29 protein-coding genes are annotated in these 26,280 nt (G+C 68.2%); 14 read left to right on the top strand and 15 right to left on the bottom strand.

Going from position 1 to position 26,280, the window contains the following annotated elements:
• Positions 1 to 12 precede the first annotated feature (12 nt).
• The 5 genes from pqqA to AB0B91_RS35065 all read right to left on the bottom strand — a co-directional run bounded on the left by pqqA (position 13) and on the right by AB0B91_RS35065 (position 3,888).
• Entirely contained in the window at positions 13 to 165 is a 153-nt protein-coding gene (gene pqqA / locus AB0B91_RS35085; RefSeq protein WP_358328790.1) for a pyrroloquinoline quinone precursor peptide PqqA, read from the bottom strand.
• Positions 166 to 275: 110 nt separating this feature from the next.
• Positions 276 to 1,442, bottom strand: coding sequence for an MFS transporter (locus AB0B91_RS35080; protein ID WP_358328787.1), 1,167 nt, complete (start codon positions 1,440 to 1,442; stop codon positions 276 to 278).
• 53 nt (positions 1,443 to 1,495) lie between these two features.
• Complete coding sequence (locus AB0B91_RS35075) at positions 1,496 to 2,503, bottom strand: PD-(D/E)XK nuclease family protein (protein ID WP_358328784.1); 1,008 nt, start codon at positions 2,501 to 2,503, stop codon at positions 1,496 to 1,498.
• On the bottom strand, positions 2,487 to 3,197 hold the full coding sequence (locus AB0B91_RS35070; protein WP_358328781.1) for an MBL fold metallo-hydrolase: 711 nt from the start codon (positions 3,195 to 3,197) through the stop codon (positions 2,487 to 2,489). Before AB0B91_RS35070 ends, AB0B91_RS35075 begins: the two co-directional genes overlap by 17 nt.
• Before the next feature lie 64 nt (positions 3,198 to 3,261).
• Positions 3,262 to 3,888: a DUF6758 family protein gene (locus tag AB0B91_RS35065; RefSeq protein ID WP_358328778.1), complete on the bottom strand. Its 627-nt coding sequence runs from the start codon at positions 3,886 to 3,888 to the stop codon at positions 3,262 to 3,264.
• Positions 3,889 to 3,961: 73 nt separating this feature from the next.
• Between AB0B91_RS35065 and AB0B91_RS35060 the strand changes: the two genes are divergently transcribed.
• A complete protein-coding gene (locus AB0B91_RS35060) occupies positions 3,962 to 4,357 on the top strand; it encodes an NUDIX domain-containing protein (protein ID WP_358328776.1) in 396 nt (131 codons plus the stop codon).
• 9 nt (positions 4,358 to 4,366) lie between these two features.
• On the opposite strand, the gene AB0B91_RS35055 is transcribed toward AB0B91_RS35060, so the two are convergent.
• Positions 4,367 to 5,671 carry an MFS transporter gene (locus AB0B91_RS35055; RefSeq protein WP_358328773.1) on the bottom strand — a complete coding sequence of 435 codons (1,305 nt, stop codon included), beginning with the start codon at positions 5,669 to 5,671 and terminating at the stop codon, positions 4,367 to 4,369.
• Between the two features lie 124 nt (positions 5,672 to 5,795).
• Here AB0B91_RS35055 and AB0B91_RS35050 point away from each other — a divergent pair, with 124 nt between their 5' ends.
• Complete coding sequence (locus AB0B91_RS35050) at positions 5,796 to 6,287, top strand: GNAT family N-acetyltransferase (protein ID WP_358328770.1); 492 nt, start codon at positions 5,796 to 5,798, stop codon at positions 6,285 to 6,287.
• 129 nt (positions 6,288 to 6,416) lie between these two features.
• On the opposite strand, the gene AB0B91_RS35045 is transcribed toward AB0B91_RS35050, so the two are convergent.
• On the bottom strand, positions 6,417 to 6,914 hold the full coding sequence (locus AB0B91_RS35045) for a GNAT family N-acetyltransferase (RefSeq protein WP_358328767.1): 498 nt from the start codon (positions 6,912 to 6,914) through the stop codon (positions 6,417 to 6,419).
• A 272-nt stretch (positions 6,915 to 7,186) separates the two neighbouring features.
• Between AB0B91_RS35045 and AB0B91_RS35040 the strand changes: the two genes are divergently transcribed.
• Complete coding sequence (locus AB0B91_RS35040; protein WP_358328764.1) at positions 7,187 to 8,029, top strand: SMP-30/gluconolactonase/LRE family protein; 843 nt, start codon at positions 7,187 to 7,189, stop codon at positions 8,027 to 8,029.
• A 26-nt stretch (positions 8,030 to 8,055) separates the two neighbouring features.
• On the opposite strand, the gene AB0B91_RS35035 is transcribed toward AB0B91_RS35040, so the two are convergent.
• The 3 genes from AB0B91_RS35035 to AB0B91_RS35025 all read right to left on the bottom strand — a co-directional run bounded on the left by AB0B91_RS35035 (position 8,056) and on the right by AB0B91_RS35025 (position 13,075).
• Positions 8,056 to 8,796, bottom strand: coding sequence for a class I SAM-dependent methyltransferase (locus tag AB0B91_RS35035; protein WP_358328761.1), 741 nt, complete (start codon positions 8,794 to 8,796; stop codon positions 8,056 to 8,058).
• A gap of 259 nt (positions 8,797 to 9,055) precedes the next feature.
• Positions 9,056 to 11,770: a hypothetical protein gene (locus AB0B91_RS35030; RefSeq protein WP_358328758.1), complete on the bottom strand. Its 2,715-nt coding sequence runs from the start codon at positions 11,768 to 11,770 to the stop codon at positions 9,056 to 9,058.
• 303 nt (positions 11,771 to 12,073) lie between these two features.
• Positions 12,074 to 13,075, bottom strand: coding sequence for a type II CAAX endopeptidase family protein (locus AB0B91_RS35025; protein ID WP_358328755.1), 1,002 nt, complete (start codon positions 13,073 to 13,075; stop codon positions 12,074 to 12,076).
• A gap of 99 nt (positions 13,076 to 13,174) precedes the next feature.
• Here AB0B91_RS35025 and AB0B91_RS35020 point away from each other — a divergent pair, with 99 nt between their 5' ends.
• Together AB0B91_RS35020 and AB0B91_RS35015 are read left to right on the top strand one after the other, a co-directional pair.
• Entirely contained in the window at positions 13,175 to 13,909 is a 735-nt protein-coding gene (locus tag AB0B91_RS35020; protein WP_358328752.1) for a hypothetical protein, read from the top strand.
• Positions 13,906 to 14,448 (top strand): DUF6529 family protein, encoded by a 543-nt coding sequence (locus AB0B91_RS35015; protein WP_358328749.1) that lies wholly within the window; start codon positions 13,906 to 13,908, stop codon positions 14,446 to 14,448. Before AB0B91_RS35020 ends, AB0B91_RS35015 begins: the two co-directional genes overlap by 4 nt.
• Before the next feature lie 64 nt (positions 14,449 to 14,512).
• Here AB0B91_RS35015 and AB0B91_RS35010 read toward each other — a convergent pair whose 3' ends face one another.
• Positions 14,513 to 15,451 carry a CoA ester lyase gene (locus tag AB0B91_RS35010; RefSeq protein ID WP_358328746.1) on the bottom strand — a complete coding sequence of 313 codons (939 nt, stop codon included), beginning with the start codon at positions 15,449 to 15,451 and terminating at the stop codon, positions 14,513 to 14,515.
• 1,709 nt (positions 15,452 to 17,160) lie between these two features.
• Complete coding sequence (locus AB0B91_RS35005; protein ID WP_358328743.1) at positions 17,161 to 18,330, bottom strand: helix-turn-helix transcriptional regulator; 1,170 nt, start codon at positions 18,328 to 18,330, stop codon at positions 17,161 to 17,163.
• Between the two features lie 172 nt (positions 18,331 to 18,502).
• Between AB0B91_RS35005 and AB0B91_RS35000 the strand changes: the two genes are divergently transcribed.
• The 6 genes from AB0B91_RS35000 to AB0B91_RS34975 all read left to right on the top strand — a co-directional run bounded on the left by AB0B91_RS35000 (position 18,503) and on the right by AB0B91_RS34975 (position 21,102).
• Entirely contained in the window at positions 18,503 to 19,378 is an 876-nt protein-coding gene (locus tag AB0B91_RS35000) for a DUF3037 domain-containing protein (protein WP_358328740.1), read from the top strand.
• A gap of 181 nt (positions 19,379 to 19,559) precedes the next feature.
• Entirely contained in the window at positions 19,560 to 19,850 is a 291-nt protein-coding gene (locus AB0B91_RS34995; protein ID WP_358328737.1) for a DUF6247 family protein, read from the top strand.
• An 8-nt stretch (positions 19,851 to 19,858) separates the two neighbouring features.
• Positions 19,859 to 20,095, top strand: a complete 237-nt coding sequence (locus tag AB0B91_RS34990; protein WP_358328734.1) for a hypothetical protein — start codon at positions 19,859 to 19,861, stop codon at positions 20,093 to 20,095.
• A gap of 35 nt (positions 20,096 to 20,130) precedes the next feature.
• Entirely contained in the window at positions 20,131 to 20,274 is a 144-nt protein-coding gene (locus tag AB0B91_RS34985) for a hypothetical protein (protein ID WP_358328732.1), read from the top strand.
• 132 nt (positions 20,275 to 20,406) lie between these two features.
• Positions 20,407 to 20,622, top strand: a complete 216-nt coding sequence (locus AB0B91_RS34980) for a hypothetical protein (RefSeq protein WP_358328730.1) — start codon at positions 20,407 to 20,409, stop codon at positions 20,620 to 20,622.
• Positions 20,623 to 20,736: 114 nt separating this feature from the next.
• Entirely contained in the window at positions 20,737 to 21,102 is a 366-nt protein-coding gene (locus AB0B91_RS34975) for a hypothetical protein (RefSeq protein WP_358328728.1), read from the top strand.
• A 49-nt stretch (positions 21,103 to 21,151) separates the two neighbouring features.
• Here the strand turns inward: AB0B91_RS34975 and AB0B91_RS34970 are convergent, their stop codons facing one another.
• Positions 21,152 to 22,138, bottom strand: coding sequence for an EamA family transporter (locus AB0B91_RS34970; protein WP_358328726.1), 987 nt, complete (start codon positions 22,136 to 22,138; stop codon positions 21,152 to 21,154).
• A gap of 95 nt (positions 22,139 to 22,233) precedes the next feature.
• Between AB0B91_RS34970 and AB0B91_RS34965 the strand changes: the two genes are divergently transcribed.
• On the top strand, positions 22,234 to 23,445 hold the full coding sequence (locus tag AB0B91_RS34965; protein WP_358328724.1) for a CBS domain-containing protein: 1,212 nt from the start codon (positions 22,234 to 22,236) through the stop codon (positions 23,443 to 23,445).
• Positions 23,435 to 23,902, top strand: a complete 468-nt coding sequence (locus AB0B91_RS34960) for a DUF1003 domain-containing protein (RefSeq protein WP_358328722.1) — start codon at positions 23,435 to 23,437, stop codon at positions 23,900 to 23,902. Before AB0B91_RS34965 ends, AB0B91_RS34960 begins: the two co-directional genes overlap by 11 nt.
• Here the strand turns inward: AB0B91_RS34960 and AB0B91_RS34955 are convergent.
• The gene (locus tag AB0B91_RS34955) at positions 23,886 to 24,347 is read right to left on the bottom strand and encodes a MarR family transcriptional regulator (protein ID WP_358328720.1); all 462 of its coding nucleotides are present in this window, start codon (positions 24,345 to 24,347) and stop codon (positions 23,886 to 23,888) included. The genes AB0B91_RS34960 and AB0B91_RS34955 overlap by 17 nt on opposite strands.
• A 159-nt stretch (positions 24,348 to 24,506) precedes the next feature.
• On the opposite strand from AB0B91_RS34955, the gene AB0B91_RS34950 reads away from it, so the two are divergent.
• On the top strand, positions 24,507 to 25,643 hold the full coding sequence (locus AB0B91_RS34950; protein ID WP_358328718.1) for an Mrp/NBP35 family ATP-binding protein: 1,137 nt from the start codon (positions 24,507 to 24,509) through the stop codon (positions 25,641 to 25,643).
• A gap of 224 nt (positions 25,644 to 25,867) precedes the next feature.
• Here AB0B91_RS34950 and AB0B91_RS34945 read toward each other — a convergent pair whose 3' ends face one another.
• A complete protein-coding gene (locus tag AB0B91_RS34945; RefSeq protein ID WP_358328715.1) occupies positions 25,868 to 26,224 on the bottom strand; it encodes a sec-independent translocase in 357 nt (118 codons plus the stop codon).
• Positions 26,225 to 26,280: the final 56 nt, after the last annotated feature.

Here is a 26,280-nt window from a genome sequence, read left to right as displayed (position 1 = left end):
GGCGGTGTCCGGTTACCTGGTGGCCAGGAAGTACGCGGTCATCTCCATCGACGCCTCGACCACCTGGTAGTCGGGCTTGTGCCAGGTCGTCTCCTCGCCGCGGGCCTTGACCTTCTTCGCGTGGATCCTGGGTGGTTGCTTACCCTGTTCCTTCGGCTGGGACATGCGCACCTGCCTTTCAGTAGGGGGTTACACCCGATATGACTGCCTACGGCGCTTGCCGTCAATGGCTTAGGTCGGAGCTATCCAGGGGAATTTAGGCTTATAGCCGGTTTCTATTGGTTTTGGCGGGATTCTTCATCCGATGTCTCGACGGGGATGATAAATCCGGCGAGCAGGATGAGGGTCGAGGCCGTGACCATGACCCAGCCGCTGGGGCCCATGCTCGCGGGGTCGAACAGCACACCGGTGATCGAGGCGGCCGTGGCGGCTCCGATGTACCGCGACGCCTGGAACAGGCCCACGGCCATGCCGGTCTCGTTCCGGTCGGTGTGGACGAACACCAGCGAGTTCAGGCCGAACTGGCTGAACGCTGACGCCAGGCCGATCAGCGACGTGGTCACCAGCACCAGACCGATGGGCCCGGCCCAGAACATCACGCACGATCCGGCCAGGAGCAGCGCCGCGCTCGCCAGCAGCACGGCCCGCAACCCCGCCCGCGCGGCCAGCGCCACCGCCACGGGCGTCATGACGATCGCCGACACGGCCATGGGCAGCACCAGCAGCCCCGCGAGATGCGGCGGCAGCCCGCCCGAGCGCTGCGCCCAGAGCGGCACCATGATGAACGCCAGATAGAACACCACATTGACCAGCGCGAACAACCCGTACGTCGCCAGCAGCGCGGGCCGCGGCCTGGGCAGCCACGCCCGCCGCCGCCGAACCGGAGCCACCTTGGGCAGCCAGCGCAACGCCGGCACGAGCGCCAGCGCCGCGAGCGGGACGTTGACCAGGAAGATGGCCCGCCAACCCCACAAGCTGACCAGGAACCCCGCCAGCACCGGCCCCGCGGCGGCGCTGGCCGTCAGCACCATCGAGATCATCGCGATGACGCGGGGCGGCGGCCGCCCCTTCTCCGCCGTCGCCGTGATGATCGCCATCCCGGCCGGGAGCGTCGCGCAACTCCCGAACGCCTGCAGCAGCCGGGCCACCACCAGGACGGGATAGGTGGGGGCCACGGCGGCGAGGGCACCGGTCAGTCCCACCATGATCAGCCCGGCGCAGAACACCCGCCGCGGACCAAACCTGTCGGCCAGCGCGCCCATGACCGGCGGCACGGCGACGGCCGTCAGGTAGAAGCCCGCGGCCAGCCAGGTGACGGCGACGACGCCGACGTGGAACTCGGCCTCGATGCGGGCCAGAGCTATGGCGATCATGGACGAGTTCAGCGGGTTGAACAACGCGCCGAGCGCCACAGCCACCGGCAGACGCCCCACCCGACCCACAACCCGACCATAACCGGATATGTCCAACCATGGTCATGGCCGGGTTGCCGTCGTTATTCGGCCAGGGCGTCCCAGGGGCGGTGCTCGGGGGCGGCGGCCATGCCCTCGGGGCAGTGGCGCCGGAAGTCGCACCAACCGCAGAGCGGGCCGGGGTTGGGGGGAAACATCTCGTCCAGCTCGGGCGACATGGCCGGGGGCCCGACGTGCGGACGCTCTCCGGCAGACCCACCGGTCGCACCTGAGCCGCCGTTTCCGGTCGTACCCGGGACCGGATCAGACGCCGTACCCGATATCCGGCGGCTCGCCGCGCCGGAGGAGCGGGCGCGTACGGGACCCGGTGCGCCCATCACCTCGCGGTAGCACTCATCGGCGGTGGCGGCTTCGACCCCGACCTCCTCCGCGCGTCCCAGGTGGCGCGCGAGGGACTCCTCGGTGTGGCGCCATTCGATGATCTCGCCGGTCGGCAGGTGGTGCAGCTCGACCGAGTGGCACGGGGTGCGCATCATCCTGGAGGCCGCGATCGCGTAGACGGCCAGCGCGAGCGAGGACCGCGCGTCGTCCTGGGTGAGAGGCCGCCGCCCGGTCTTGTAGTCGACCACCACCAGCTCGTCACCCCGCCGGTCGAGCCGGTCGATCCGGCCGGACACAGCGATGATCTTGGTGCGGGTGGCCACCGTACGCTCGACGCCGACCGGATCATCCGACGGATCCAGTGTGCCGACATATCCGGACACGAGGTCGCGGGCACGCCCGAGCCACTGCGCCGACTGGTCCGCGTCCCTGAACCCCTCGGTGATCCACCCGTTGGTCAGCAGGATGGCCGCTGTCAGTGGCGTCCGCCGCTCGTACGGCTCACGCCACCAGGCCGCCAGCGCGTTGTGCACGCTGGCCCCGACGCTGTTGTGCGCCCACGCCGGCCCCTTGGACGGCTGCGGCCGGTCCAGGTAGGTGAACCGGTAGCGGCGGCGGCAGTCGAGCCAGGCGTTCAGCCGCGACGGCGTGCACGAATAGAGCCGTCGCGGCATCCCTTCCAGCGGAAGCTGGTCATACACTCCGGCCATCACCCGGATCGAGCCTGATCCCGGCGGCCTTGGTGCCGTCGGTGAGCGGGCCCTCGTCCGTGTCGGACGACTCGCTGAGCTGCCAGTCGCCGAAGTGCGGCTCCAGGTCGCCGACCGTCACCTCGTCGCCGTGGGCGGCCAGCACCCGCGTCTCGGCGGGCAGCGTGAACAGCCGCGCGCCGATCGCGTTGAGCTGGTAGTTGAGGTCGGGGTATTCGCCACCGATCTTGCCGGGCCCGTCGGCCTGCAGCGTCTCGCCGGTGAACACCACCCCGAGCCCCTCGCAGTAGAGCGAGACCCCGCCGGGCGTGACGCCGGGCGTCTCCATGACATCGAGCCGCACGTCGGCGACGGCGAAGATGCCGTCGTCCTCCATGTCGATGTCGGGCCAGGTCTCGGTCCAGGTCTCCCGCCAGAGCGGCTTGTCCTTGGGGTGGAGGGCGATCACCGCCTCGTCCCTGCTGGCCACCTCGATGGCGGCGCCGACATGGTCGGGCAGACCGTGGGTGCAGATCACGGCGAGCACCTCTCGCTCGCCGACCTTCTCCAGGATCTTGTCGGCGTCACGCGCCGGGTCGATCACGATCACCTCTTCGTCGTCGCCGACGATCCAGATGTTGTTCTCGACCTTGTGCTCGGTGCCGTCGACGTCGACGACACCCTCGCTCACCACTCGCTCGATACGCGCTGTCACGTCTCCGAACTCTAGTCCGTCTGAGTGACGACGCGAATCGCGTTGACGGTGACTCGTCGGGTACCTAGTGTCCCAGCCTCGGCGAGAACGCGCCGAAAGGCAGGTCGAGCTCGAGATCGCGCAGGTCGTGGAGGCTCAGTTCGGCGAGCCCGATGAGGCAGCCGGCGTCGGCGGGCCAGGCGATCGTCCACAGCCAGTTGCCCCTCGCCTCGCCGGCGTAGACGGCCCGGTCGGCCGCCGCGCTCACGCACCACAGCGCCGTCGGGTGCCCGAGCACCCCGATCTTCGCGTTCGGCGGCCCGGAGTCGAACCCCTCTCCGGGATCGGGACCGTCCAGCCCGGCGAACGCGGCGCCCAGCCCGACGCCGGGTTCCTCGGCGATGACCAGCAGGTCGGCGGGCCCCTGGGTCAGCGAAGGCCCGCACAGCGCGACCACGCTGGCCCGCCCCCCGGTACGCTCGTCGCCCGCTTCCGCGAAGCCGGTGACCAGCCAGCCGGGCGGCAACGGCCATGGCAGCCACACGGGCACCATCGAGCTCTTCCGCAACACCTCGACCGCTCTGGCGGACGGCGGCCAGGGCGGCTGGTAGGGCAGGACATCACCGTGCGCATCACATCGCCACGCACTCGACCAGGCACTCGGTCCATGAAGCGGACCAAAACACCGTGGGCAGGTTGGAACCGCTCTCACAGCTACTCACGCTGCGTCCTCGGGTACCGCCACGTCAAGGCCGCATCCGGTGTCTGGTCATAATCTTGACCGTGTGCGCGTAAATTGCGTGGGCGCGATCATCGTCGACGCCTCTGACCGGCTCCTGCTGATCAAGCGCGGTCACCCGCCGGGCGCGGGCCTGTGGTCGATCCCGGGCGGCCGGGTGGAGCCCGCCGAGACCGACGCCGACGCCCTGCGACGCGAGGTCCTGGAGGAGACCGGCCTGCTCGTCACGGTCGGCCCCCTCGTGGGCACCGTGGACCGCCCCGGGCCGGACGGCGTGACGTACGAGATCCGCGACTACCGCGCCACCGTCACGGACGGCACGCTCGCCGCGGGCGACGACGCCGCCGACGCCCGCTGGTGTTCCCGGGACGACCTGGCACGGCTCGTACTCACGGACGGCCTGCTGGAGGCGCTGACGGCCTGGGACGCGCTACCGGCATGACGCCCCGCCTCAAGCGCGCAGGTCCGTGCGATGGTCGTCGCCCCGGAGGCTCAGCAGCGCCACGGCGCTCACGACGCAGGCCGCCACCACGTAGTAGGCGGGGATGTCGACGTCCTTGGTCGTCTTGATCAGCTCGGTGATGATCAGACCCGCCGACCCGGAGAACACCGCGTTCGACAGCGAGTACGCCAGCCCCAGGCCTGTGTAGCGAACCGTGGTCGGGAACATCTCCGCCAGCATCGCCGGCCCCGGTCCCGCCATCAGACCGACCGCGACCCCGGCCACCAGCACGGCCAGTCCCTTGGCCCAGCTCGGGGCGCCGGGGTCCTGGAGCAGGTTCAGCAGGGGGAAGGCGAGCACGATGACCGAGATCGCCCCCGCCAGCATCACCGGCCGCCTGCCGATCCGGTCGCTCAGCACGCCCGCCGGGATGATCGCCAGCGCGAACCCCAGGTTGGCCAGCACCGTGGCGATCAACGCCTGCTGGAAGGTGGCGTTCAACGTGGTCTGGAGGTAGGAGGGCATGACGACCAGGAAGGTGTACCCGGCGGCCGACCAGCCCATGAGCCGCCCGATGCCGAGCACGATCGCCTTGGTCACCTCACCGGCGGTCGGCTTCGTGAGCGGCTCCGCCGTGCTCACCCGCTGGAACGACGGCGTCTCCTCCAGCCGCAACCGCAGCCAGAGCGCCACGAGGCCGAGCGGGAGGGCCAGCAGGAACGGCACCCGCCATCCCCAGTCCGTCAGATCCTGCTGAGACAGCGCGGTCGCGAGCAGGGCCGCCGCGCCCGCTCCCCCGAGCAGCCCCAATGCCACGGTGAACGACTGCCACGACCCGTACAGCCCGCGCCTGCCACGCGGCGCGAACTCCGTCATGACCGAAACCGCCCCGCCGAACTCCCCTCCGGCCGACAGCCCCTGCACGATCCGGACGAGCGTCAGCAACCACGGAGCCGCCGCGCCCAGAGTGGCGTACGTCGGGAGCACCCCGATCAGTGCCGTGGCCCCCGACATGAGCAGAACGACCAGGATGAGCAGGGGTTTGCGGCCGATCCGGTCGCCGAGCCTGCCGAAGAGCGCGGCACCGAGCGGCCGGAAGAAGAACGCCAGGGCGAACGAGGCGTAGGTCTTGACGAGCGCTTCCACGTCGCTCGCGCCTGCGGGGGTGAAGAAGTTGGCGGCGATGATGGTGGCGAAATAGCCGTAGACGCCGAACTCGTACCACTCGATGAAGTTGCCGATCGAACCGGCGATCAAGGCCCGGCGGGAGCGGGCGGGGTCTATGTGCTGGGGGTCACGAGCCGTCGCCGTCATCTGGTGCCCTTTCGGCCGTCCGGAATGACGACAAGCTTCATAGATGTTGATAAGTGTGTCAATTACCTTCAACGACCGCTTAATACGGTTGCGATCAGGACGTTCGGGGCGGCAACCTGCCTGGATGATCGAATTGCAGGAGCTGTCGGCGGATGACTGGGCCCTCTGGCGAGAGCTTCGGCTCGTCGCGCTGGAGGAGGCACCGTACGCGTTCGGGGTCCCGCTCGCGGACTGGCAGGGCGACGGCGACCGCGAGGAGCGCTGGCGAGCCCGCCTGAGCATCCCCGGCTCACGGGACCTGATCGCCCTTCTCGACGGGAAACCTGTCGGGATGGCCAGCGGGATCCCGGGCGAGCGGGAAGGCGTGGCCGAAATGATCTCGATGTGGGTGAACCCGGCGGCGCGGGGACAGGGAGTCGCCGACCGGCTGATCCGAGCCGTGGAGTCGTGGGCCGTGGAGGCAGGCGCCGAGGTCCTGGAGCTGGCGGTCGCGCCGTTCAACGAGAAGGCGATCGCGCTGTATCGGCGGAACGGTTTCGAGAACACGGACCAGATCGGCGACGAGCTGCCGAATGGACTGCGGGAGCTGGTGATGGCGAAGAAGCTGGCCCCTTAGAGGCATGCGGGAATTGTCCATGATCAACTGTAATTTTTGTCCGCAGCGAGCGGACGGCCGAACCACGCCGCGCCGAGTGCCGAAGCCCGTCGGCCGCCGCTTCGACACTCGGCGCGGCGAATGTAACCGCTAGGAAAGGTCCGGGGTTATGGCGCGGAACCGGATGATCTGTTCCTCAGTGCTCCACCGCTGGAAACCAGCCTTCTCCAGGACGCGGATCGAGGGCGGGTTCGACGGTTCCACGTTGGCGCACACCGTGTGCACGCCTGGCGCGGTGAGGGCGAACGCCGCCAGGGCCCGGGTGGCCTCGGGGGCGTAGCCGCGGCCTCGCCGGGAGGCGACGATGCCGTACCCGATCTCCAGGGTGCCGTCGCTCGGCGGCCAGAACAGGCCGATCGAGCCGACCACCAGGCCGCTTTCGCGCTCGATGACCTGACGGTGGCCATAGTCGCCCAGCCAGGCGGGGTGCTCGGCGAAGAGGCCGGCGATGACGTGATCGCCTTCGGCGGGGAAGTCCGCGGCCCAGTGCGCCGGGCGGGTGCCGTCCAGGACGGCGGCGACCTCGCCGTCGGTCCACGTCCGCAGGATGAGACGGGCAGTGGTCAGATCGGTGGGGAAAGATGACACGTGTGACTCCTGGTCGTTTGGTACGACCCGGACCGCGCTAGCTTCGCGCGGGCCGGACAAGGGCATGCTGATGACGGCTGCTGGCAGCCATATTCATCAACCTCCCTCGTCACACGGCGATCACGCGCCTCTCGCGTAGGCGCGACGTTAGCAACCTCCGCCGAGGATGTCGAAACGAGCCGCTCGGCTTCTACGTCACTTACAAATGGCAGCACGCGTGCTACTCGTCCTCATAGACGTCACGCTCAGAGACGTCGCGAAGGGAGTCTTCGATGTCCGAACTGCGTACCTGGCTCACCGATCTCGGGTTGCTCGAGTCGCCACGCTGGCACGACGGCCGCCTGTACTTCTCGGACTGGACCGCGCACGAGGTGATCGCGCTCGACCTCGACGGCAAGCACGAAGTCGTCGCCCGGGTGGACTCGATACCCCTCTGCACGGCCTGGCAGCCTGATGGGCGGATGGTGATCGTCGACTCCGCGCGGGGACTGCTGCTGCGCCTGGAACCCGACGGATCGCTGACGACCCACGCCGACCTGACCGGCATCGCGCGCGGCTGGAACGACATCGTCATCGACGGCCGTGGCAACACCTATGTCAACCGCGTGGGCTTCGACATGCTCAGCGGCGCGGCGTTCGCTCCGGGGGCCGTCACACAGGTCAGCCCCGACGGTTCGGCACGTGACGTGGCCGACGGCATCTCCTTTCCGAACGGGATGGCCGTGACACGGGACAACTCCACGCTGATCGTGGCCGACTCGTACGGCAAAAGGCTCATGGGGTACGACATCGGCGCTGACGGCGGTCTCTCGAACGGCCGGGTATGGGCCGACCTCGGGGACGGCGTCCCTGACGGGATCTGCGTCGATGCCGAGGACGCCGTCTGGTACGCCGACGTGCCCAACCGGCAGTGTGTCCGCGTACGCGAGGGCGGCGAGAAGGTGCGGACCATCGACCTCGACCGCGGCGCCTTCGCCTGCGAACTCGGCGGCGAGGACCGCACGACGCTCTTCATCGTCGCGGCGGAGTGGCGCGGCATGCCCGAGATGGTGCCGCCCGGCACCGGCCAGGTGCTCTCGGCCGAGGTCGAGGTGCCCGGCGCCGGCTGGCCGTAGAGGCGTCCGCGGCCAGCCGGGTGCGATCACGAGTCGGTGAGCGCGGCCGGGCGCCGGAACAACGCCGTCAGCAGGAAGGGAACGCCGAAGACCGGCGCGTCAGGCGACTGCTCCTTCATGGGACGCGACTCGACCTCGGTGAAGTCCGAGAAGATCCAGCGCAGCGCCTCAGGCGTATAGGCCAGCCCGCCGTCCAAGCGACCCTGGCGGTAGAACTCCTCGTCGGACAGCTCGGACCCCATGGCTCCGGCGGCGAAGCAGGTGAGGGCGAGCTGACCGCCGGGGACGAGGAGCCGGTCCAGCAGGCTCAGGTAACTCACCCGGCGATGCGGCGGCAGATGGTGGAGGCAGCCGGAGTCGTAGACCAGGTCGTACTGGCCGGGCGGCAGTTCGACGGAGAAGATGTCGCCGCAGTGGAAGCGGACATCGACGCCGGCCTCGCGGGCCCGCTCCTCACCCCAGGTGACGGCGGCCGGGGACAGATCGACGGCGTCCACCTCGAACCCGAGTGAGGCGAGATGGATGGCATTGCGCCCTGGTCCACAGCCAAGGTCCAGGGCTCGGCCCGGGGCGAGCAGGCCGCGCTCGAGGTAGGACACCAGGCTCTCGTCCGGCTTGGCCACGAAGAAGGGGATCTGCGTGGAGCGGTCGGAGTAGAACGTGTCCCACCAGGTGGCGGCGTTCGGTGTCCATCGGTCGGCATCCGCGGCGAAAAGCCGGTCCAGCATGCTGAGAACGTCGTCCGCCGTACGGATATCGCGGTTCACGCATAGCCTCCTCAGGGCACGGCCGCCCACGCGGCCAGACCCCTGGATTTTACCGGTTTTACGTCGCGTTTGCCCACGTCAGAGGCGGTTTCCGGCGCCGCTCGAAAGGGCTGCGGAGCGGCCTGGATCCTCCATGGGTGCAAGGCCTCCAGGCAGGCGGTCGTAGCCCGGCAGCGCCTCCGTCAGGGGCGTCCAGGTGGCATCTGGAGAGCCCAGCGAGCCCCCTTTGCCGTACCCGGTGAAATCAGGCCAGAAAAGGTCAGCGGTCGGAGGAAAGCGAAGACGTCCAGAGAATCATGTGGTCGGCGTTGTAGGTCGTAGAGCGTCCCAACGCCACCACCTCCGACCCCATCACCGTCACCGCCGCCAGCCACTGCATCCCCTGGCCCGCCAGCCGTCCCTTCGTCAGATCCACCCGGTTCCACGTCAGACCATCCTCGGACAGCCAAACCGCGCTGTCCCCTTCCCCCGGCGCGCCGTGCCAGCCGACCGCCACCAGCCCCTGGTCCGCCGCCGCGAGGTCGTACACGGCCGCCGCCTGGTCAGCAGGCAGCCACGCCGTACGCCAGGTCGTACCGTCGTCTTCCGAGACCGCGGCGAAGGTGCGGCGCGCGCCGGGCGTCTGGGCCGTTCCGATCGCGATGATCTTGTCCTGGTACGCCACTACCTGCCGCAATCCGGCGGAACTCGCCTCCGGGGGCGAGAGGCGATGGCGGGGCTTCCAGTTGACGCCGTCCTCCGAGAACCAGACCACGGCGCTCTCCTGGTCGCCGCCGCCCGAGCCGCCGATGGCGACGTATCCGGACGGCGTGGCGGCCATGTCGTACACGCGCACACCGGAGCCGCCCTGCGGCAGCTTCTTCGACCGGGTGAATTTGCGCAGGTCAGGCGTGAACCAGAGCGCGGCGCCCGGCATGCCCGCCGCGTTCCTGTCCTCGCCGGCCAGCACGTAGCCCGCCTCGCCGGCGGCTACGACGTGCATGCTCAGGTACGGGTGGTCCTGGGTACGGGCCAGGTCGCCGGAGGCGGCCACCTTCTTCCAGGTGCGGCCGTCCTCGGAGGACACCAGGAGCGGATCGGTGACCGACGTGTCCGCCTGGGTGCTGCCGACGGCCAGCCAGCCGCGGCGGCCGTAGGCGACATCGTCGAGGATCTGCTGGTTCGTCCCGCCGAGGCTCATGGAGGTCCAGGACTGCCAGTTCAGGCTGGTCCAGATGCCCGCGTCGCCGGAGGCCGAGCCGACCGCGACGTACCGGCCGTCATGACCGGCCAGGCGGGTGGTCTGGCGGGCGATCCTCGACAGGCCGTCGACACCGGCGAGCCGGATGCGTGTGGCGTCGCCGCGCGGGGGCGCGGTCATGAGGACGAGCTGGTTCTCGACGTCCGCCGTCGCCTGGTCGCCGCCCGCGAACAGGGTGCCCGAGTCGGAGATCGTGAAGCCGCGCAGCGTGGCGCCCGGCAGGTTCCCGAGGTCGGTCCGCTTGGCCCAGCCACGCCCGTCGGAGCTGGTCAGGATGGAGTACTTGCCGAGGTTCGCCTGGCTGACCGCGGCGATGCCGGACGGATAGGTGACCAGCGAGTCGATGCCGGGGCTCGTACCGCTCAAGCCGCGGATCGAGCCGCACTGCGCCCACTGCGCGCCGGTCGGCGAGCAGTAGACGCGTACGTCGCCGGTGATCGTACGCTGCCTGGTGGGTACGAGGACGAACTGCTTGGGCAGTACGGCCACCGACGACCCGGTCCTGGCCTCGGGCAGCTGGAACGCGGTGGCCTGGTAGGTGGCGCCGCCGTCGCTCGACCTGACGACCCGCGAGCCGTCGCCCTGGCCGGACTCTGCGATGGCCACGACGGTGTCGCCCTTGGCCACGACCGCGGTGAGCTCGCGTACGCCGAGACCGCTCGTGTCCACCCGCTCCCATGCGCGCCCGTCCGGAGAGTGCCAGGCCGCGGGCCCGCTTCCGCCGTTTCCGAGCGTCGTACGGCCGACCGCGACGAACCCCGACGACGTCCTGGCGATGCCGGAGATCAGGTCACCGTTCCTGAACGCCGACAGGCCGCTCTGCTCCACGGCCGACCAGCTGAACCCGTCGGTGCTCGTCCACAGGCCGCGCTCGCCGCCCACCCCGTCGCCGCCGCTCGCCAGCCAGCGACCGGCGCCGCCCACGACCCGTTGAACCGTCGGGGTGCTCGCCCCGCTGACCTGGCCGAGCTGCCACGTCTTGCCGCTGTCCGGCGAGAACAGGAACAGCGGCCGCGGCGTCGGGCTCGTCGTGTCGCTGCCGACGGCCACCACGGCGCGGCCCACGGAGGTCATGTCGTTGAGCTTCTGGTCGGAGCCGTCACCCGCCGAGGGCACCGTGAACAGCTCGTCTCCCGAGCGTTCCGTGCCGTCGGACAGCGCCAGTCCCGGCTGGTCGGACGAGCGCCACTGCCACACGAGCACACCGCCGGCCACGAGCAGGACCAGCGCCAGGAGTATGGCGGTCGGCGCGGCCAGGCTGCGCCGGCGTACCGGACTCGCCCTGCGGATCGCCGACGGAGCGGGGCCGCGGTGGTGCCTGCCACTGGAGCCGCCCGGCCGGGGCGGGCCCGACGCGACGAGCAGGTCCGGCCTCGTGGGCCGTCCGGCGGGCGGGCGCCCGACGCGCCGCACCTCGCCTTCCTCCTCCTGTTCGGCTTCCTCTGGAGGTGCCTCGGGGTCCGGCGTGCTGTACGGGGCCTTGTGCTGGGGCTGGTCCTCCGTCTCGAACCAGGATCGGGGTTCGTCCTCGGCCTGAGGCTCGGCCTCGGGGCGGGGCGGGCCACTGGCCACCAGCTTGTCAGGATGGTTCACGACCCGGCGGGGGCGGCTGCGCGGCTCCGTCTCGGGTTCCACCGTCGGGGAGCTGTACGGCCGGCGCCCCTTGGGCGGGTCCGGGGGCTCGTCCTCGGGGACGGGGGAGGAGAAGGGCGGCATACCCCAGGGGGAGGACACGGGTAAGCCCCGAGTCCGATCATCGGTGGGACCCGGCGGGGAGTGCCGGATCCGGGGCTCGCTCGCGGGCTGCGGGTCGTCACCCGGCGGGTCACTGGGGCCGGAGGCCACGCGTCGCACCTCCTAGTACGTACCGATCGAACTGAGCGAACGAGCCCGGTAGAGGTTTGCCGGATCGTTCCAGGGCGGCCTCGCCGAGATGATCACCTCCAGAATCCTCGCCCACTCACAGGATCCAGAGCAACACGACTGAGCCCGAATGGCGAGACCTCTCTAGCGAGATTCCTGGCACCAGCTATCTATTTATCCCGAAACAGTGCCAACTGACCGCTTTTTAGCTAGGTACATCACCCCAACCGCGAACACGCTCAACTGCACCACGGTCCCCGCCAGCGCCTGCCAGGGCACCTCCCCCTGCTGTAGCGCCTTGTCCAACTCCCCCGCGGCCGCGCTGAGCCCGAACGCGAGAACGTTGTTCGTCACGTGCAGCGCGATCGGCGCCTCCAACCCCCCGGTCCGCACCGCCAGCCACCCCATGAGAGCGCCGAAGCTGAACACGTCGACGAGCCCGGCCCACGTGTACCCGTGCAGGGCCGCGAACAGCGCCGAACCGAGCAGGATCCCCCAGATCGGGTTGCGCAGATGGGCCCCGAACGCCTGCAGGATCCAGCCGCGGAAGATGTACTCCTCGGCGGCGGCCTGGAACGGCACGAGCAGCGCGATCGCGATCAGCGAGGGCAGGAACGCGCTCCACCCGGCCCAGCCGAACATGTCCGTGACCTGCTTCCCGGTCACCATCATCGCGACGGCCTGGGCGGCCTGCCCGAGCGCCAGGGCGATCACCGCCAGCACCAGGCAGCGCAGCAGCCACGGCCAGCGCAACCGCCCGGCGACCGAGGAGAGCGACCCGGGCCGCCGCCGCTGGACCAGCGCGACCGTACCGAACACCGCGGGAAGCACGGCCGCGATCGAGAGCAACACCACGACCAGCCCGAACACCGGATCGCCGAACAGCTGATCGGGCCGCAGCGGCGCGGGGATGCCGAAGATCGTCGCCAGCACCGCGCCGACGAACAGCACCACCGCCCCGATGACGACGAACGCGATGGCCACCACGATCGTCCCGACGACCTCCCGCCACGGGCCGCGGTCACTCACTCTGGCCAGGTGGTCGTACCGCGCGCCCTGGGGCATCGGCAGGAACCAGGGCTCCCGAGCGGGCACGGGCGGCGGCTGGTAGGGGTAAGCCGGTCGGCCCGGCGGCTGCGTTCCGTACGGAAGCTGGGGTCCAGGATTTTCCTGCATCTCTACATTCTGTCCGGGAGATGAGCATTAGTTCACAGACGATCCGTTAGTTTGAGCGGATGCTCGGTGGAGTAAGCATTTCGACCCTGGGAGCAGTTCATGTCAAGGCTGGGACCTGTCATCACCCTGACAGCGGGCGCCGCGCTCGCCGTCGGGCTGGGTGTCGCCAGCATCACCGCGACACCGGCGGCGAACAACACGGCCGCCGCCACCTCCAACGAACCCCCCGCGACCGAGACCGCCGCCGCGGCTGAGCCTTCCGCCGAACCTTCGGCGGAACCCACTGCCGCCGCCGCAACCCCCGAACCCGAACCCACCCAAACCGCCGCGAAGACCATCGACAAGGCGGACTACGGAGGCTACGTACGGGGCAACGGCGGCCTGATCGCCATCTCCACGCGCGACGGCAAGACCGTCGGATACTTCTGTGACGGCAAGACCGAAGCCTGGTTCAAGGGCAACGAGAAAGACGGAAAGATCACCCTTAAGGGCTTCGGCGCCGCGGCTGTCGGCGGCACCTTGAGCGGCGGCAAGGCCACCGGCTGGATGAAGGTCGGCGGCAAGAAGTGGACCTTCTCCGCGGCCAAGGTGGTCAAGCCCTCGGGCCTCTACCGGGCGACCGCCCAGGTGAGAGGCGCCAAGATCCGCGCCGGCTGGATCGTACTGAAGCAACCGCAGGGCGGCTTCAGACAGGTCGGCGCCGCGTTCTCCGACGAGAAGCAGCTGCGGATCCCCGAACTGAACGTCTACCAGCCGACTTCCCCGGTGCCGCTCGATGACGACACCACCCTCAACCCGAAGGACGTCGACGGCTTCATCCAGGAGATGCAATGACCGCCACGGCGCACAAGCCGACCAGCATCACTCCCTTAGTGGTCCCGCTGCTGGTCGGCGGTCTGGTGGCGGTCGCCCTCGGCGTCTTCGGTCGTATCCACACCCCCACCGGCTTCGCGGTCGGCCCCGCCGGTTTCTCCGCGGCGCTGCCGATGAAGGTGTGGCTGACGACGGGCGCGTTCGTGCTCGCCGTCGTCCAGGTCGTCTCCGCATATTCCATGTGGGGTAGGCTCGGGATCTCCATCCCGCCGGCCGTACATCGCTGGTCGGGCCGGCTGGCCTTCCTGCTGACCATCCCCGTCGCCTTCCACTGCCTGTACGCCCTGGGGCTGCAGTACGACGTGCCCAGGGTGCTCGCCCACTCGCTGCTCGGTTGCTTCTTCTACGGGCTGTTCACGGCCAAGATGCTGGTCCTGCCCAAGCGGGGCACGCCCGGCTGGACGCTGCCCGTGCTCGGCGGGTTCGCGTTCACCGCGCTGACCTGTCTCTGGCTCACGTCATCGTTCTGGTTCTTCACCACGATCGGCTTCAAGGTCTGACGGCTTGAAGGCCTTGACGGCTTGAAGGCCTTGACGGCTTGAAGGCCTTGACGGCTTGAAGGCTTTAGTCCTCCGGGCTGAACGTCTTCGTACGGCTCAGCCCGGCAGCCCGCCCCTTGGCCGCCACGACGAGCGCCATCTTGCGCGAGGCCTCGTCGATCATCTCGTCCCCCAGCATGACCGCGCCGCGCTTCTCGACCGTCGTGTAGTAGTCGTACGCCTCCAGGATGAGCTCGGCGTGGTCATAGTCCTGCTGCGACGGCGAGAACACCTCATTGGCCGCCTCCACCTGCGCCGGGTGGAGCACCCACTTCCCGTCGAACCCGAGCGCCGCCGCCCTCCTGGCCACCCGCTTGAAGCCCTCGACGTCCTTGATCTGCAGGTAAGGCCCGTCGATCACCTGCAGATCATGCATCCGCGCGGCCATGAGCAGGCGCATCAGGATGTAGTGGTACGCGTCGCCCTCGGTGTAGCCCGGCGGCTGCTCCCCCACGACCATCGTGCGCATGTTCACCGACGCCATGAAGTCGGCCGGCCCGAACACCAGCGCCTCCAGCCGCCTCGACGCTCCCGCGATGGCATCCACGTTGACCAGCCCGCGCGCGTTCTCGATCTGCGCCTCGATCCCGATCCGCCCCACCCGCAACCCCATCGTCTTCTCGATCTGGGTGAGCAGCGTGTCGAGCCAGACGACCTCGGTCGAGTCCTGAACCTTGGGCAGGATCAGGCAGTCGAGCTTGTCCCCCGCACCCTCCACCACCTCGATCACGTCACGGTAGGTCCACTGCGTCGACAGATCATTCACGCGTACGACCCGCGTCTTCCCCGTCCAGTCGCCTTCCCGCAACGCGGTCACGACGTTCTTACGGGCCTCATCCTTGGCCAGCGGCGCGACGGAATCCTCCAGATCGAGGAACACCTCATCGACGGCAAGGGTCTGGGCCTTCTCCAGGAACCTCGGATTGCTACCTGGGACAGCGAGAACAGATCGACGTGAGCGCATGCGCACACGCTAATGCCCTGCCCGTGGCTCGTCGCACCCACCCGCCTACCGCCCACCCGTTACCCATTTACCGGCTTGACCATCTGACGCCCGCCCCACACAAAGGCCTTCGCCCTTGAAGCGCTTCGCGCACTGGGCTCAGACGCTTCTCCCAGTCGGGCCAAGCCCCGACCCCTGCAGGCCCTCGCTCCGCTCGGACGCCCTATTGGCGCGGGCTCCGCCCGCGCACCTTCCGGACCCGGCCACCTGCTTCGAAAGCCCATTGCGGACAGGGGGCGAAGATGACCCCGTCACAGGTGGGCACGATCGCAGGTCAACTGGGTTACGTGGGCGATCTCCCGGATGATGCGTGAGCGATGAGCACCTAACGGATCTGTATCGCGCTCCGTGGCGGGGACCGTAACTGCTGGTGATGCTTCACGCTGCTGCCAGTTGACTGCCTACACGGCCGTACTGGGTGACTATCTGAGCGACGACGCCCGCGAACGAGCCCTGCCAGCGGCACACCTCCACATCGAGGCACGAGATGCCCTCAACAGGAGCGCCGGAGTCCGGCGGCAGCGATACGAAGCTGTGCCGCATCTCTCACGAGGACAGTCCCTACCACCCAGATCGGCACCATCGAGGATCTTGCGGAAGTCGGACCGTACGTTGTGTGCGGTTCCGCTCCTGACACGGAAGATGGCATCGGATGCCGAAGGACTGGTGGTCTCTTACGGGCAGATCCACCTAGGTTCGTCAGTCCTCCGCTGAGGCGGCATGGTTGCTGTCCGTCCCCCGCCCCCGCTCCCGCTGCGCCATTGTTCGTGATCCTCTGTTGGCGTCAACGCCGTCCGGTGGATGCGGGGTGCCGTTGGTGGACGGACACGGAAGACAGCATTGCCGCCTCGCGCTGGCCACAATGTTCGTCAGCGATCGAGGGCCCGGGCGTCGCCCGGGATTCTCCTGCATCGCAGCATTTCATCTCGGGAGTGGTGCAGCCGGAGCTACCGTGCCTCGCCGCATAGCAGCGCTGCCCACACCTCGTAAGCCTGACGTAGCGGCCAGCGAAAGGTCTCCCTGATCTCATGTTGGGGCGCGCATTGGAGGGTGCGGCGGATGAATGCCTGGCCGCCGGCCTGACAGAGCTCGTAGAACGTCGCGCGGCATTCACAGGTCCAGGCCAGGACCCGGACCCGGCTCACCCCGCAGAACGGCGAATGCCAGACCAGTTCCATGTGCTCGTGTTGTGGCACAGGTATGTGCGGCCCCAGGCACGCGTCTGAGTCGATCACGATGAGCCGCCCATAAGCGGTTTCTGGCGGAGTTCCGCGTACCGAAGAGCGACCCGACGAGCAGTGGTCACCGGGTCATCGACCGGAGCAAACGCGTAGACCCATCGCCCGGTGCGCGAGGATTTCCGACCCGACCACCAGCGGTAGCACCAGCCGTCGGTCCAGACCACCAGGTCGACCCATACGGACACCAGAGCGAGCCCATGTCCTTCGTGGATATCGGTCTGGATGCCAAGCCCCGCCAATTCATCACGCAATCGCCTAGCGGCTTGCGACGGCATTACAGGCGATTCTCTATGCGCGTTTAGTGCACGGAATCCCGTAGCAGTGGAATGCATGCTTCAACGCTATGAGCAGGCCCGACAGGCCCGGAAGTGCGACTTCGTGTCACTTCCTCATGGCCGCCAACCGAAGTGACACGAGAGGTGCCACAATTCAGTATTCAAGTCTCACAAAGTCCGCGAGATCGCACATTTCATCGGTGAGAGTACGCCGCCTGCCGATGATCCGCTCCAGGATGTCTCTGGCATAGCGCTGATTCGTCATCCACTCCGGGGCATCGTGCCGAACACCTTGCAAGATCTCAAAGGCCTCATTGTGCCGGTGCATGCGTCGGTGGGCCTCGGCCACGTCAAGGAGATGCCGGTTCCGGTTGTTGGAGGTCGGGCGCAGGTCAGTGACCGGGATCGTCTGTGAGAGCTGGAGGACCTTGTCCGGCCGATCCTCGATCATGGCGTTCTCCACGCGCTTCATCGCGACGGTTACCGGGCCGAACGTCCGAAGGAAGTCTTCGCCCGGCGTCAGGTCGCAGCCCATGGCCACGGCCGCGGTGCGCGCGAGGCGAATCGTGTCGTCCGCTTCTCCGGGCCGGTTGTCGCGAATGGCGGCGGCAGAGGAGCGCAGCAGCAGCCAGCCCCAAGCGGACAGCTGATGCGGCGTCGCGCGGGAGATACGAGGTTCCACCTCATCAGCCCAATGCGTCGCCAGCTGGCGGGCTTCGTCGAGGCGGCCCTGCCGCAGGAGAAGCCAGCAATGCGTACTAATCGTCGCCGCCACGTCCAGGGAGTCGTTCATGTCATCCATGGCCCGCGACAGCGCGAACTCAGCCTCGTCGAACTGACGCGTCTGGGTCATCAACCAGCCGACGAGGTGCAGCAGCCTGCCTCGTACGTTGCGCGCTGACAGGTCTATCTCCATCAACGCGTCCGCGTCCCGGAGCATCACGGGCAGCATCGCGGCAAGCTGCGAGTAGCGATCCTGTTTCCACAGCGGCATCGACGCTGCCAATGCCTCTCCCAGACCTTCTCGCGTTGGCGCCTCTGCGGGCTGACCATCAAGCCCGTAGAGCGCCCGCCGTACCGGCGCCCAAAGGTCTAGCGCCTCCTCGTCCGCCGACTCCGCGTCCAGCCTGATCATCAGCGAAGTCGTCGGCACCTTGAGAGCCACTGCGATCTTGCGCAACGTCTCCAGCCGCACGTCTTTCCGCGCATCCTGTTCCAGCTTGCGGACAAGAGAGACGGACACGCCGGCAAGGTCGGCCAGACCCCGCTGACTCAAGCCCCGGCGCTTCCGGACGCTGCGAAGGCGTTCGCCAATCGTAGCCACGACTCCATGCTAAAGACGGCCCGCCGAATGGTGGCGTGATCGCGAACTCTTCCCGGGCTCACCTGTACTCTCGCCCTCGGCGACCAAGTTGGAGACGATGCCGTACAGCCAGGCCCGCGCGCTAGGGTGACCGACGTCATAGCGCTGATCCGAGTACTGGGAGGTCAGTCCAATGAGTCGTTACCTGTACTCGATTGTTCGCTGTCTCCCCGATCCAAAAACGGGAGAGTTCGTCAACATCGGCGCAATAGCGGGAGATCCCGCGACAGGCGACTGGTCGCTGCGTCAACTCAGCAACTTGCAGCGCGTCCGCCGCTTCGTCGACCGTCCCATCCTGGAAACGGCCACAGGGTGCCTGCTCAAGCTGTACGACGACATCGAACGCAACCAGGCGGCACTCCTGGAAGACGCAGGCGAGCCCCTGGGCGAGGACTGGCTGGACCGACTCCACCGTGATTACCGCAACGTCGTGCAGTTCAGCACTCCGGCACCGGTGATCGCAGATGATGCTCAGGATGCACTCGCGTTCGTCTTCGAGCACCTCATAGTCGATCCAGTCGAGTCACCCAGGCATCGCTCGGTCACTCGTCACGCGCTCCAGAGTCAACTGCGGAAGGCCTACCAAGAGGCGAACATCGCCGATCACCTGGTGCGCTCGAAGGTGCAACTCCATGTGGGAGCGAGGTTGCAGTCTCCGATGGACTTCGCCATCGCCAACGGCAGAGTCGTACAGCTCACCCAGACCTGGTCGTTCCGCCTGGCCCAAGTCGACGAAGTGCCCGACAGGGTGAAGTCATGGGGTTACGCGATCGGGCGCTTCCGAGACGGAGAAGATGCTCGGGTGGTAGACGCGTTCGGAAATGTGAGCAGTATCGCTCCAGATGTAGACCTCGAGGTCGTGATCGCTCCGCCGGAGACACCTGAGGAAACGAAGGCATACGAAGAAGCCGAGCAGGTGTTTGAGAACCTCAGGGCCGAGGTGCACGCCTCACAGGACGTCGGAGCCATCAGCGCCAAGGCGGCGGAACTAGCGCGCTCTCTCAGTTAGCGTTTCGACCACGTCACCTTAAGGAACGCGACCGCACCGCTTCTCGTCCTCAACCAGCTGGCAGGTGTGCTTCCCTTAGACGGCTACGGCATTCGCTCGGCACTCCGCACTTCAAGAGCATCTCCCGCGGCGGCCGACGGGAAATCAACACATACCGAGAGGGCGTGCCTAGGCTATGGGCATGGCTGCTGAGCCGCCGCACGAGATCGGGGATGATCCCGCGGAGATCTTGCGTCTCCTGCCGGAGAGGTGGCACGAGCAGTTCCTCAGTGACCATCACACTGACTTGGACGCGGCCCACGAGCTGTGGCGCTTCAAGCAGCTTCAGGAGCTCCTGCACATCTGGCGGTTGCATGCGATTGCGGTCTCCAACCCTGATTTCGATCACGCCGAACGGGTGGTGCGTGAGGGACGGACTGATGAGTTCGTTTCGATGGAGATGGCGTTTCCGGGCTGGGCCGACCGCCAGTGAACTATCGCGTGGAGCTCCACGTCGCAGCACTGGCCCAGATGAAGGGGTTGCCGAGCAAGGAATTCGACGCGCTCCTCGCCAAGACCGTGGATCTGGTCGAGAAGCCGTGGGATGCCCGCATGCTGTTGTACGCGGATCAGCCCGAGTATCGACAGACGACCTTCGGTGACTTCGGCATCATGTACTTCAAGGTCGACGACGCCGCCGAGTTGATCTGGATCTTCAACGCGGCCTGGACGGGCTGATAGCGCCAGGAACATCAGTCGCGATGGTCGACCGTATGCGTGGGCTCAATTCGTACCGGACAGCGCGCGAAGACCTGAAGGATCCCGCATCCGTGCTAGCCGCGATCCACGCCGCCGCCCCGACGATGTCGGAGGAGGAGTTCCAAGCCAAGAAGGCCAAGCTGTCGTGCTGGATGTGACGGGGCCCAGGCAGGGTCTGGTTAACAGCAGGGGCCGATGGTGAATTCTTTCCGTGCAACCTTGCGTAAAGAAAGAATCCTTTACATGATCTTCCTCGTCACCCCTTGTCTCTCCCAGCAGAAGGAAGACACATGCGCGTGCGTACCACCCTCCTGTCCTTAGGGCTGGCCGCTCTGACGGTCACCGGCATGAGCGCTCCGGCACAGGCCGCCACCTGGACCTACATCGGCGCGTACCCCAGCAAGTCCGCGTGCATCAACGCCGGCCTGTCGTACCAGCGTCAAGGCTGGGACGCGTTCAAGTGTGTGCTGATCGCGGGCAGCGAGGTCGACCTCTGGGTCAAATAGGTCCCGACAGGCAAGGGCGGCGCCGTCCGGATTCCGGGCGGCGCCGCCGTTCCATGTTCTGGCCCCGACCACGCCGTGCCGATCAGAGAGAGTCTGTCCGAGTACAGTCGAGGCGTGAGCGACATAGCCGCGGCCATCGAAGAGGGCGCGAAGAAGTCCGACGTTCTCTGGCTCACCCTCGACCGCCCGCGCCTGGCCTGGCACGCCTGGCACGAGGGTGCCATCTACCTCGTCACCGGGGGCGGCGAGCAGCAGTTGCCGGGCCTTGTGGGGCTCGACACCGTCCAGGTCATCCTGCGTAGTAAGGACAACGGCGCCAGGCTGGCCGACTTCGAGGCCGACGTCCAGGTGGTCGACCAGGCGGCGGCGCCCGAGGCCATCGCCGCGCTGGCCAAAGGACGGCTCAACGCCCCCGACAGCGAACACCTGACGGACCGCTGGGCACGCGAGTCGACCGTACTGCGACTCACACCGCGCTAACCCGGCCGCACGAAGACGAACGCCCCGCCGACCAACGGGCTTCCAAAAGTCACACCGCGCCGACCGGCCGCTCGAGCTCGTCCTTGGGGAACTCCCTGCCAGGCTCCGGGCCAGCAAGCGGCGGGCTCGGCTCCGGATGGTGGGCGGTGGCGGTCTGGGCGAGGAGGGCGCCTGTGAGGACGATCAGGCCGCCCACGATCTGGAACACGCCCAGCGTCTCCCCCACCAGCGCCCACGCCACCACCGCGCCGCCGATCACCTCCAGCGAGGCCACCGTCGCGCCCACCGCGGCCGTCAGCCGCCGTACCGCGTTCACGCTCAGGATGTACGCGGCGATGGTGGCGATCAGCACCATCCACAGGTACGCCCCGAGCACCGGCAGCGTGTGGCCGCCCTCCGGGGCGGAGGCGCGGGTGAAGGCGTCCCACGGGATGTTCCACGGCCGGGAGAAGGGCACCAGGATCACGGCCGACCCGACCAGGCCCCAGCCGATCAGCCCGAGGGGGTCGATGTCGTCGCCGAAGCTGTCGCTCATCAGGAAGTAGCCCGCGCAGCAGGCTCCGGCGAGCAGGCCGAGCAGCAGGCCCAGGGCGTCGAGGCGCAGGCCCTGCCAGGCCTCCACGACGATGGCGAGGCCCACCACCGCGGTCACGGCGCCGACGTAGGCCGCGCGGTGCAGCCGCAGCCGGCGTACGAAACGTACCCAGAGCACCACCATCACCGGCGCCATGAACTCCAGCAGCAGCGCGATCCCCACCGGCAGCCGCGTGATGGCCACGAAGTAGAGCGACTGGACCGCGGCCACCGCCACCAGCGCGTACAGGGCGAAGAACGGCAGCCGGGAACGCGGGATCCGCAACGCTCGCGGCTTCACCAAAGCCAGCACGGCCACCAGGAACAGTCCCGCGCCCGCCATGCGCACCCAGACGGCCTCGATCGGGGCCAGCCCGGCGGCTATCAGGTACTTGGCCATCGGGCCGGAGAAGGCGAAACAGCACGAGGACACGAAAGCCAGCGCAAGCCCTGGGTACTTCACGACCAACCTCAAATCCGTAATTACCGTAAGACGCTTTTGATACTGTCATGGCAGGCGTCGGAAGCGCAACGCACCCGCACTGTTAGCCTGCTGACGTGAAGATCTTCGTGGCCCGCCTGGCGGGGACCCCGGTCTTCGACCCCGCAGGCGATCAGATCGGCCGCATCCGAGACGTCGTGGTCGGGCCGCACGACGGCAATCCGCCGAGCGTCCACGGCATGGTGGTCGAGATCCAGCCGCGGCGGCGGGTGTTCCTGCCCATCACCAGGGTGCGCGGCATCGAAGCGGGCTCCGTGATCTTCACGGGACGGCTGAACATGCGCAGGTTCGAACAGCGCGACACCGAGACACTGGTCATCGGGCAGATGCTCGACCTCACCGTGCGGCTCGACGGCGAGCCGGTGACCGTCTACGACGTGGCGATGGAGGAGACCAGGCCGTCGTTCTGGCAGATCACCAAGGTGGCCGTCTACCGGGGCAGGAGGCGGCGCGAGACGAGGATCGTCGACTGGGGCGAGGTGACGGGGTTCGGCGTGCTGCAGAAGGACCAGGGGGCCGCCGGGCTGATCGCCGCCTTCGAGTCGATGCGGGCCGCCGACCTGGCCAGCGCCCTGCACGACCTGCCGGACAAGCGCCGGATCGAGATCGCCCGCGCCCTGGACGACGACCGGCTCGCCGACATCCTGGAGGAGCTGCCACCCACTGACCAGACCGCCATCCTGCGCGCGCTGGAGGTGGAGCGCGCCGCCGACGTCCTGGAGGCGATGGACCCCGACGATGCCGCCGACCTGCTGCACGACCTGCCCGACGAACAGGCGACCCAGCTGCTCGCGCTCATGGAGCCCCAGGAGGCGGCGCCCGTGCGGCGGCTGCTCACCTACGCCGACGACACCGCGGGCGGCATGATGACCAGCGAACCGGTGATCCTGCCGCCCACCGCCACGGTCGCCGAGGCGCTGGCGCACATGCGGCAGAAGGACCTGACGCCCGCCGTCGCGGCCCAGGTCTACGTGACCAGGCCGCCCACCGAGACGCCGACGGGCGCCTATCTGGGGGTGGCCCACTTCCAGCGGCTGCTGCGCGAGCCGCCGTCCACGCTGCTCGGCTCGGTCATCGATCCCTCGATCGACCCGATCAGGCCGGAGCTGACCGTGCACGAGGTCGCCTCCTACCTGGCGAACTACAACCTGCTGGCGGCACCGGTCGTGAACGAGCTCGGCAGGCTCGTCGGCGCGGTAACGGTCGACGACGTACTCGACCACATGCTTCCCGAGGACTGGCGAGAAAGGGCCCATCGTGACGACTGAACGCCTCGACCAGCCACGCGCGCTGCGCCGCTCGCTGCGTCCGCACTACGACCCGGAAGCGTTCGGCCGGCTGTCGGAGCAGATCGCCCGCTTCCTCGGCACGGCCCGGTTCATCGTCTACATGACGGTGTTCGTGGCGATCTGGGTGACCTGGAACATCGCCGCCCCGCCGAACCTGCAGTTCGACTCCTATCCGTTCATCTTCCTCACGCTCATCCTGTCCCTGCAGGCTTCCTACGCCGCGCCGCTCATCCTGCTGGCCCAGAACCGGCAGGACGACCGGGACCGCGTCCAGTACGAGCAGGACCGCGGGGCGGCCGACCGCAACCAGGCCGACGTCGAATACCTGACCCGTGAGATCGCCGGGCTCCGGCTGGCGATCGGCGAGGTGGCCACCCGCGACTACCTGCGCTCGGAGCTGCAGCGGCTGGCGGAGGAGCTCAAGGAGCGTCGGTGATGGCCAGCTTGGCGAGCATCTCGCGGACCAGGCGGATCTCACCTGGTCCCAGCCGGTCGAGGAACTCGGACCTGATCCCGCGCAGGTAGGTGGGGGTGGCCTCGGCCAGCCGGGCCGCGCCCCGGTCCGTCAGCACCGCGAACAACCCCCGCGCGTCGCTCGCGCACGCCTCGCGCGCCACCAGCCCGTCGCGCTGGAGCCGGTCGATGAGCCTGGTCAGACCGCTGCGCGAGAGCAGCACCCGGCCGGCCAGATCGTTCATCCGCAGCCGCCACCCCGGCGCCTCCGACAGCTGGGTCAGCACGTCATAGGAGGCCAGCGGCAGGCAGTGGGCCACGAGCAACTCGGCCTCCAGATGGCGGGTGATGTGCACCTGGGCCCGCTGCAGCATCCGCCAGACCGTCAGCTCCTCGGTGGTCAGGCCCTCGTCACGCTGAAGAGTCACGGAGTAACCTTAGAACGTTGCACGGACACCTAACACAGCTCGGATTATCCGCGCGGGGTCCCTGGTTCATACGATGGAGGGGCATCCTCACCGGCGTGCAGCGCCCGGTCACACATATACGACTAAGGAGGGACGGCACTCCCTCGTGCCGAGACTTCGATGGCACCAACACAGGAACAGGTGACGGCGGCCCTCGCCACCGTCATCGACCCCGAGATCCGTCGCCCGATCACCGATCTCGGCATGGTCAAAAGCATCGACATCGGTGCCGACGGTGTCGTGCGCGTGGGTGTCTATCTCACCGTGGCCGGCTGTCCGATGAAGGACACCATCCGCCGCGACGTCGCCACCTCGGTCACCAAACTGGACGGTGTCACGGGCGTCGAGATCGAACTCGACGTGATGAGCACCGAGCAACGCAAGAAGCTCCAGACCACGCTGCGCGGCGACCGGGGACCCGAGAAGGAGATCCCCTTCAACCAGCCGGGCTCGCTGACCCGCGTCTTCGCGGTCGCCAGCGGCAAGGGCGGCGTCGGCAAGTCGTCCGTCACCGTCAACCTGGCCGCCGCCATGGCCGCCAACGGCCTCAAGGTCGGCATCGTCGACGCCGACATCTACGGCCACAGCGTCCCGCGCATGCTCGGCGCCTCGGAGCGTCCCACCAAGGTCGAAGACATGATCATGCCGCCGGTGGCGCATGACATCAAGGTCATCTCGGTGGGCATGTTCAAGCCCGAGGGCAACAGCGCGGTGGTCTGGCGTGGGCCGATGCTCGACCGCGCGCTCCACCAGTTCCTCGCCGACGTCTACTGGGGCGACCTCGACGTCCTGCTGCTCGACCTGCCGCCGGGCACCGGCGACATCGCCATCTCGGTGGCCCAGCGGCTGCCGTCGGCGGAGATCCTCGTCGTCACCACCCCGCAGATGGCCGCCGCCGAGGTGGCCGAGCGGGCGGGCTCGATCGCCGCGCAGACGCACCAGCAGATCGCCGGTGTCATCGAGAACATGTCCTGGTTGCCGTGCCCGCACTGCGACGAGCGCATCTCGGTCTTCGGCGAGGGCGGCGGCCAGACCGTGGCCGACGCGCTGACCCGTACTCTGGGGACCCGCGTCCCCCTGCTGGGCCAGATCCCCATCGACCTCCGCCTCCGGGAGGGCGGCGACGAGGGCAAGCCGCTCGTGCTGACGGACCCCGACTCTCCGGCCGCCGCCGAACTCCGCACCATCGCCACCGGCCTGAGCAAGCGCTCCAGCAGCCTCAAGGGGCTCCAGCTGGGGCTATCTCCGAACCGCTGACGCGCGGACTGACATAGCTAGGGCCCGCTCTCAGAGCGGGCCCTACAGTCTTTTCACGCCTTTGTTTACGGCAGGCACGGTCTTTCCAGCATTTTGTTTTACGGCAGGCCCGGTGAGCCCCACCCACCGTGCGGGGCCGGGCTCTGTCCAGGGGGACGCTCCTCCGGTGGAGGTGGCGGGCCGCCGTGACGAGACGGTGAGACCGCCCGCGTGGGATTCGCGCCTCAGGTGGCTTCCGCGTCATAGGGAGGCAGCTCGCCATAGCCCAGCTCCTCGACCGGCTCCGCAACGTAGGGAGCGGTGGCCGGTTCGAGCTGGGGGGACTTGTTGGTCCAGTCGTCTTCGTCTTCGAGCAGGTGCTTGCGGACGAAGTTCTTGGGATTGAGGTCGCTGGGGTCGAAGTTCTGAAACTCCGGGCCCAGGCCCGCACGCAGGTCGTCTCGCGCGCTGTTGGCCATCCGGCGCAGGTTGCGCAGCGTCTTACCGGCCTGCGAGGCCGCCTGAGGCAGCTTGTCGGGACCGAAGACGAGCAGCGCGATGACGACCAGCGCCCCGATCTCCAACCACCCGAGTCCGAACACCGTGAGCTCCTACCGCAGTCCAACCAATCCGGGAACGACCCCGACCCCTCCAGACT

The sequence above is a fragment of the Nonomuraea sp. NPDC049141 genome (genome assembly GCF_040648415.1).
In the GTDB taxonomy this organism is placed as follows: Bacteria; Actinomycetota; Actinomycetes; order Streptosporangiales; family Streptosporangiaceae; genus Nonomuraea.
The sequence above is the reverse complement of the archived record's forward strand: the minus strand, read 5'-3'. Positions and strand labels throughout refer to the sequence as shown.

Bases quoted from the DNA above. Each gene is read 5' to 3' on its own strand.
- pqqA (WP_358328790.1), bottom strand. From the start codon at position 165: ATGTCCCAGCCGAAGGAACAGGGTAAGCAACCACCCAGGATCCACGCG.
- AB0B91_RS35075 (WP_358328784.1), bottom strand. From the start codon at position 2,503: ATGGCCGGAGTGTATGACCAGCTTCCGCTGGAAGGGATGCCGCGACGG.
- AB0B91_RS35055 (WP_358328773.1), bottom strand. From the start codon at position 5,671: ATGACGGCGACGGCTCGTGACCCCCAGCACATAGACCCCGCCCGCTCC.
- AB0B91_RS35050 (WP_358328770.1), top strand. From the start codon at position 5,796: ATGATCGAATTGCAGGAGCTGTCGGCGGATGACTGGGCCCTCTGGCGA.
- AB0B91_RS35040 (WP_358328764.1), top strand. From the start codon at position 7,187: ATGTCCGAACTGCGTACCTGGCTCACCGATCTCGGGTTGCTCGAGTCG.
- AB0B91_RS35025 (WP_358328755.1), bottom strand. From the start codon at position 13,075: ATGCAGGAAAATCCTGGACCCCAGCTTCCGTACGGAACGCAGCCGCCG.
- AB0B91_RS35020 (WP_358328752.1), top strand. From the start codon at position 13,175: ATGTCAAGGCTGGGACCTGTCATCACCCTGACAGCGGGCGCCGCGCTC.
- AB0B91_RS35015 (WP_358328749.1), top strand. From the start codon at position 13,906: ATGACCGCCACGGCGCACAAGCCGACCAGCATCACTCCCTTAGTGGTC.
- AB0B91_RS35010 (WP_358328746.1), bottom strand. From the start codon at position 15,451: ATGCGCTCACGTCGATCTGTTCTCGCTGTCCCAGGTAGCAATCCGAGG.
- AB0B91_RS35000 (WP_358328740.1), top strand. From the start codon at position 18,503: ATGAGTCGTTACCTGTACTCGATTGTTCGCTGTCTCCCCGATCCAAAA.
- AB0B91_RS34995 (WP_358328737.1), top strand. From the start codon at position 19,560: ATGGCTGCTGAGCCGCCGCACGAGATCGGGGATGATCCCGCGGAGATC.
- AB0B91_RS34985 (WP_358328732.1), top strand. From the start codon at position 20,131: ATGCGTGGGCTCAATTCGTACCGGACAGCGCGCGAAGACCTGAAGGAT.
- AB0B91_RS34980 (WP_358328730.1), top strand. From the start codon at position 20,407: ATGCGCGTGCGTACCACCCTCCTGTCCTTAGGGCTGGCCGCTCTGACG.
- AB0B91_RS34950 (WP_358328718.1), top strand. From the start codon at position 24,507: ATGGCACCAACACAGGAACAGGTGACGGCGGCCCTCGCCACCGTCATC.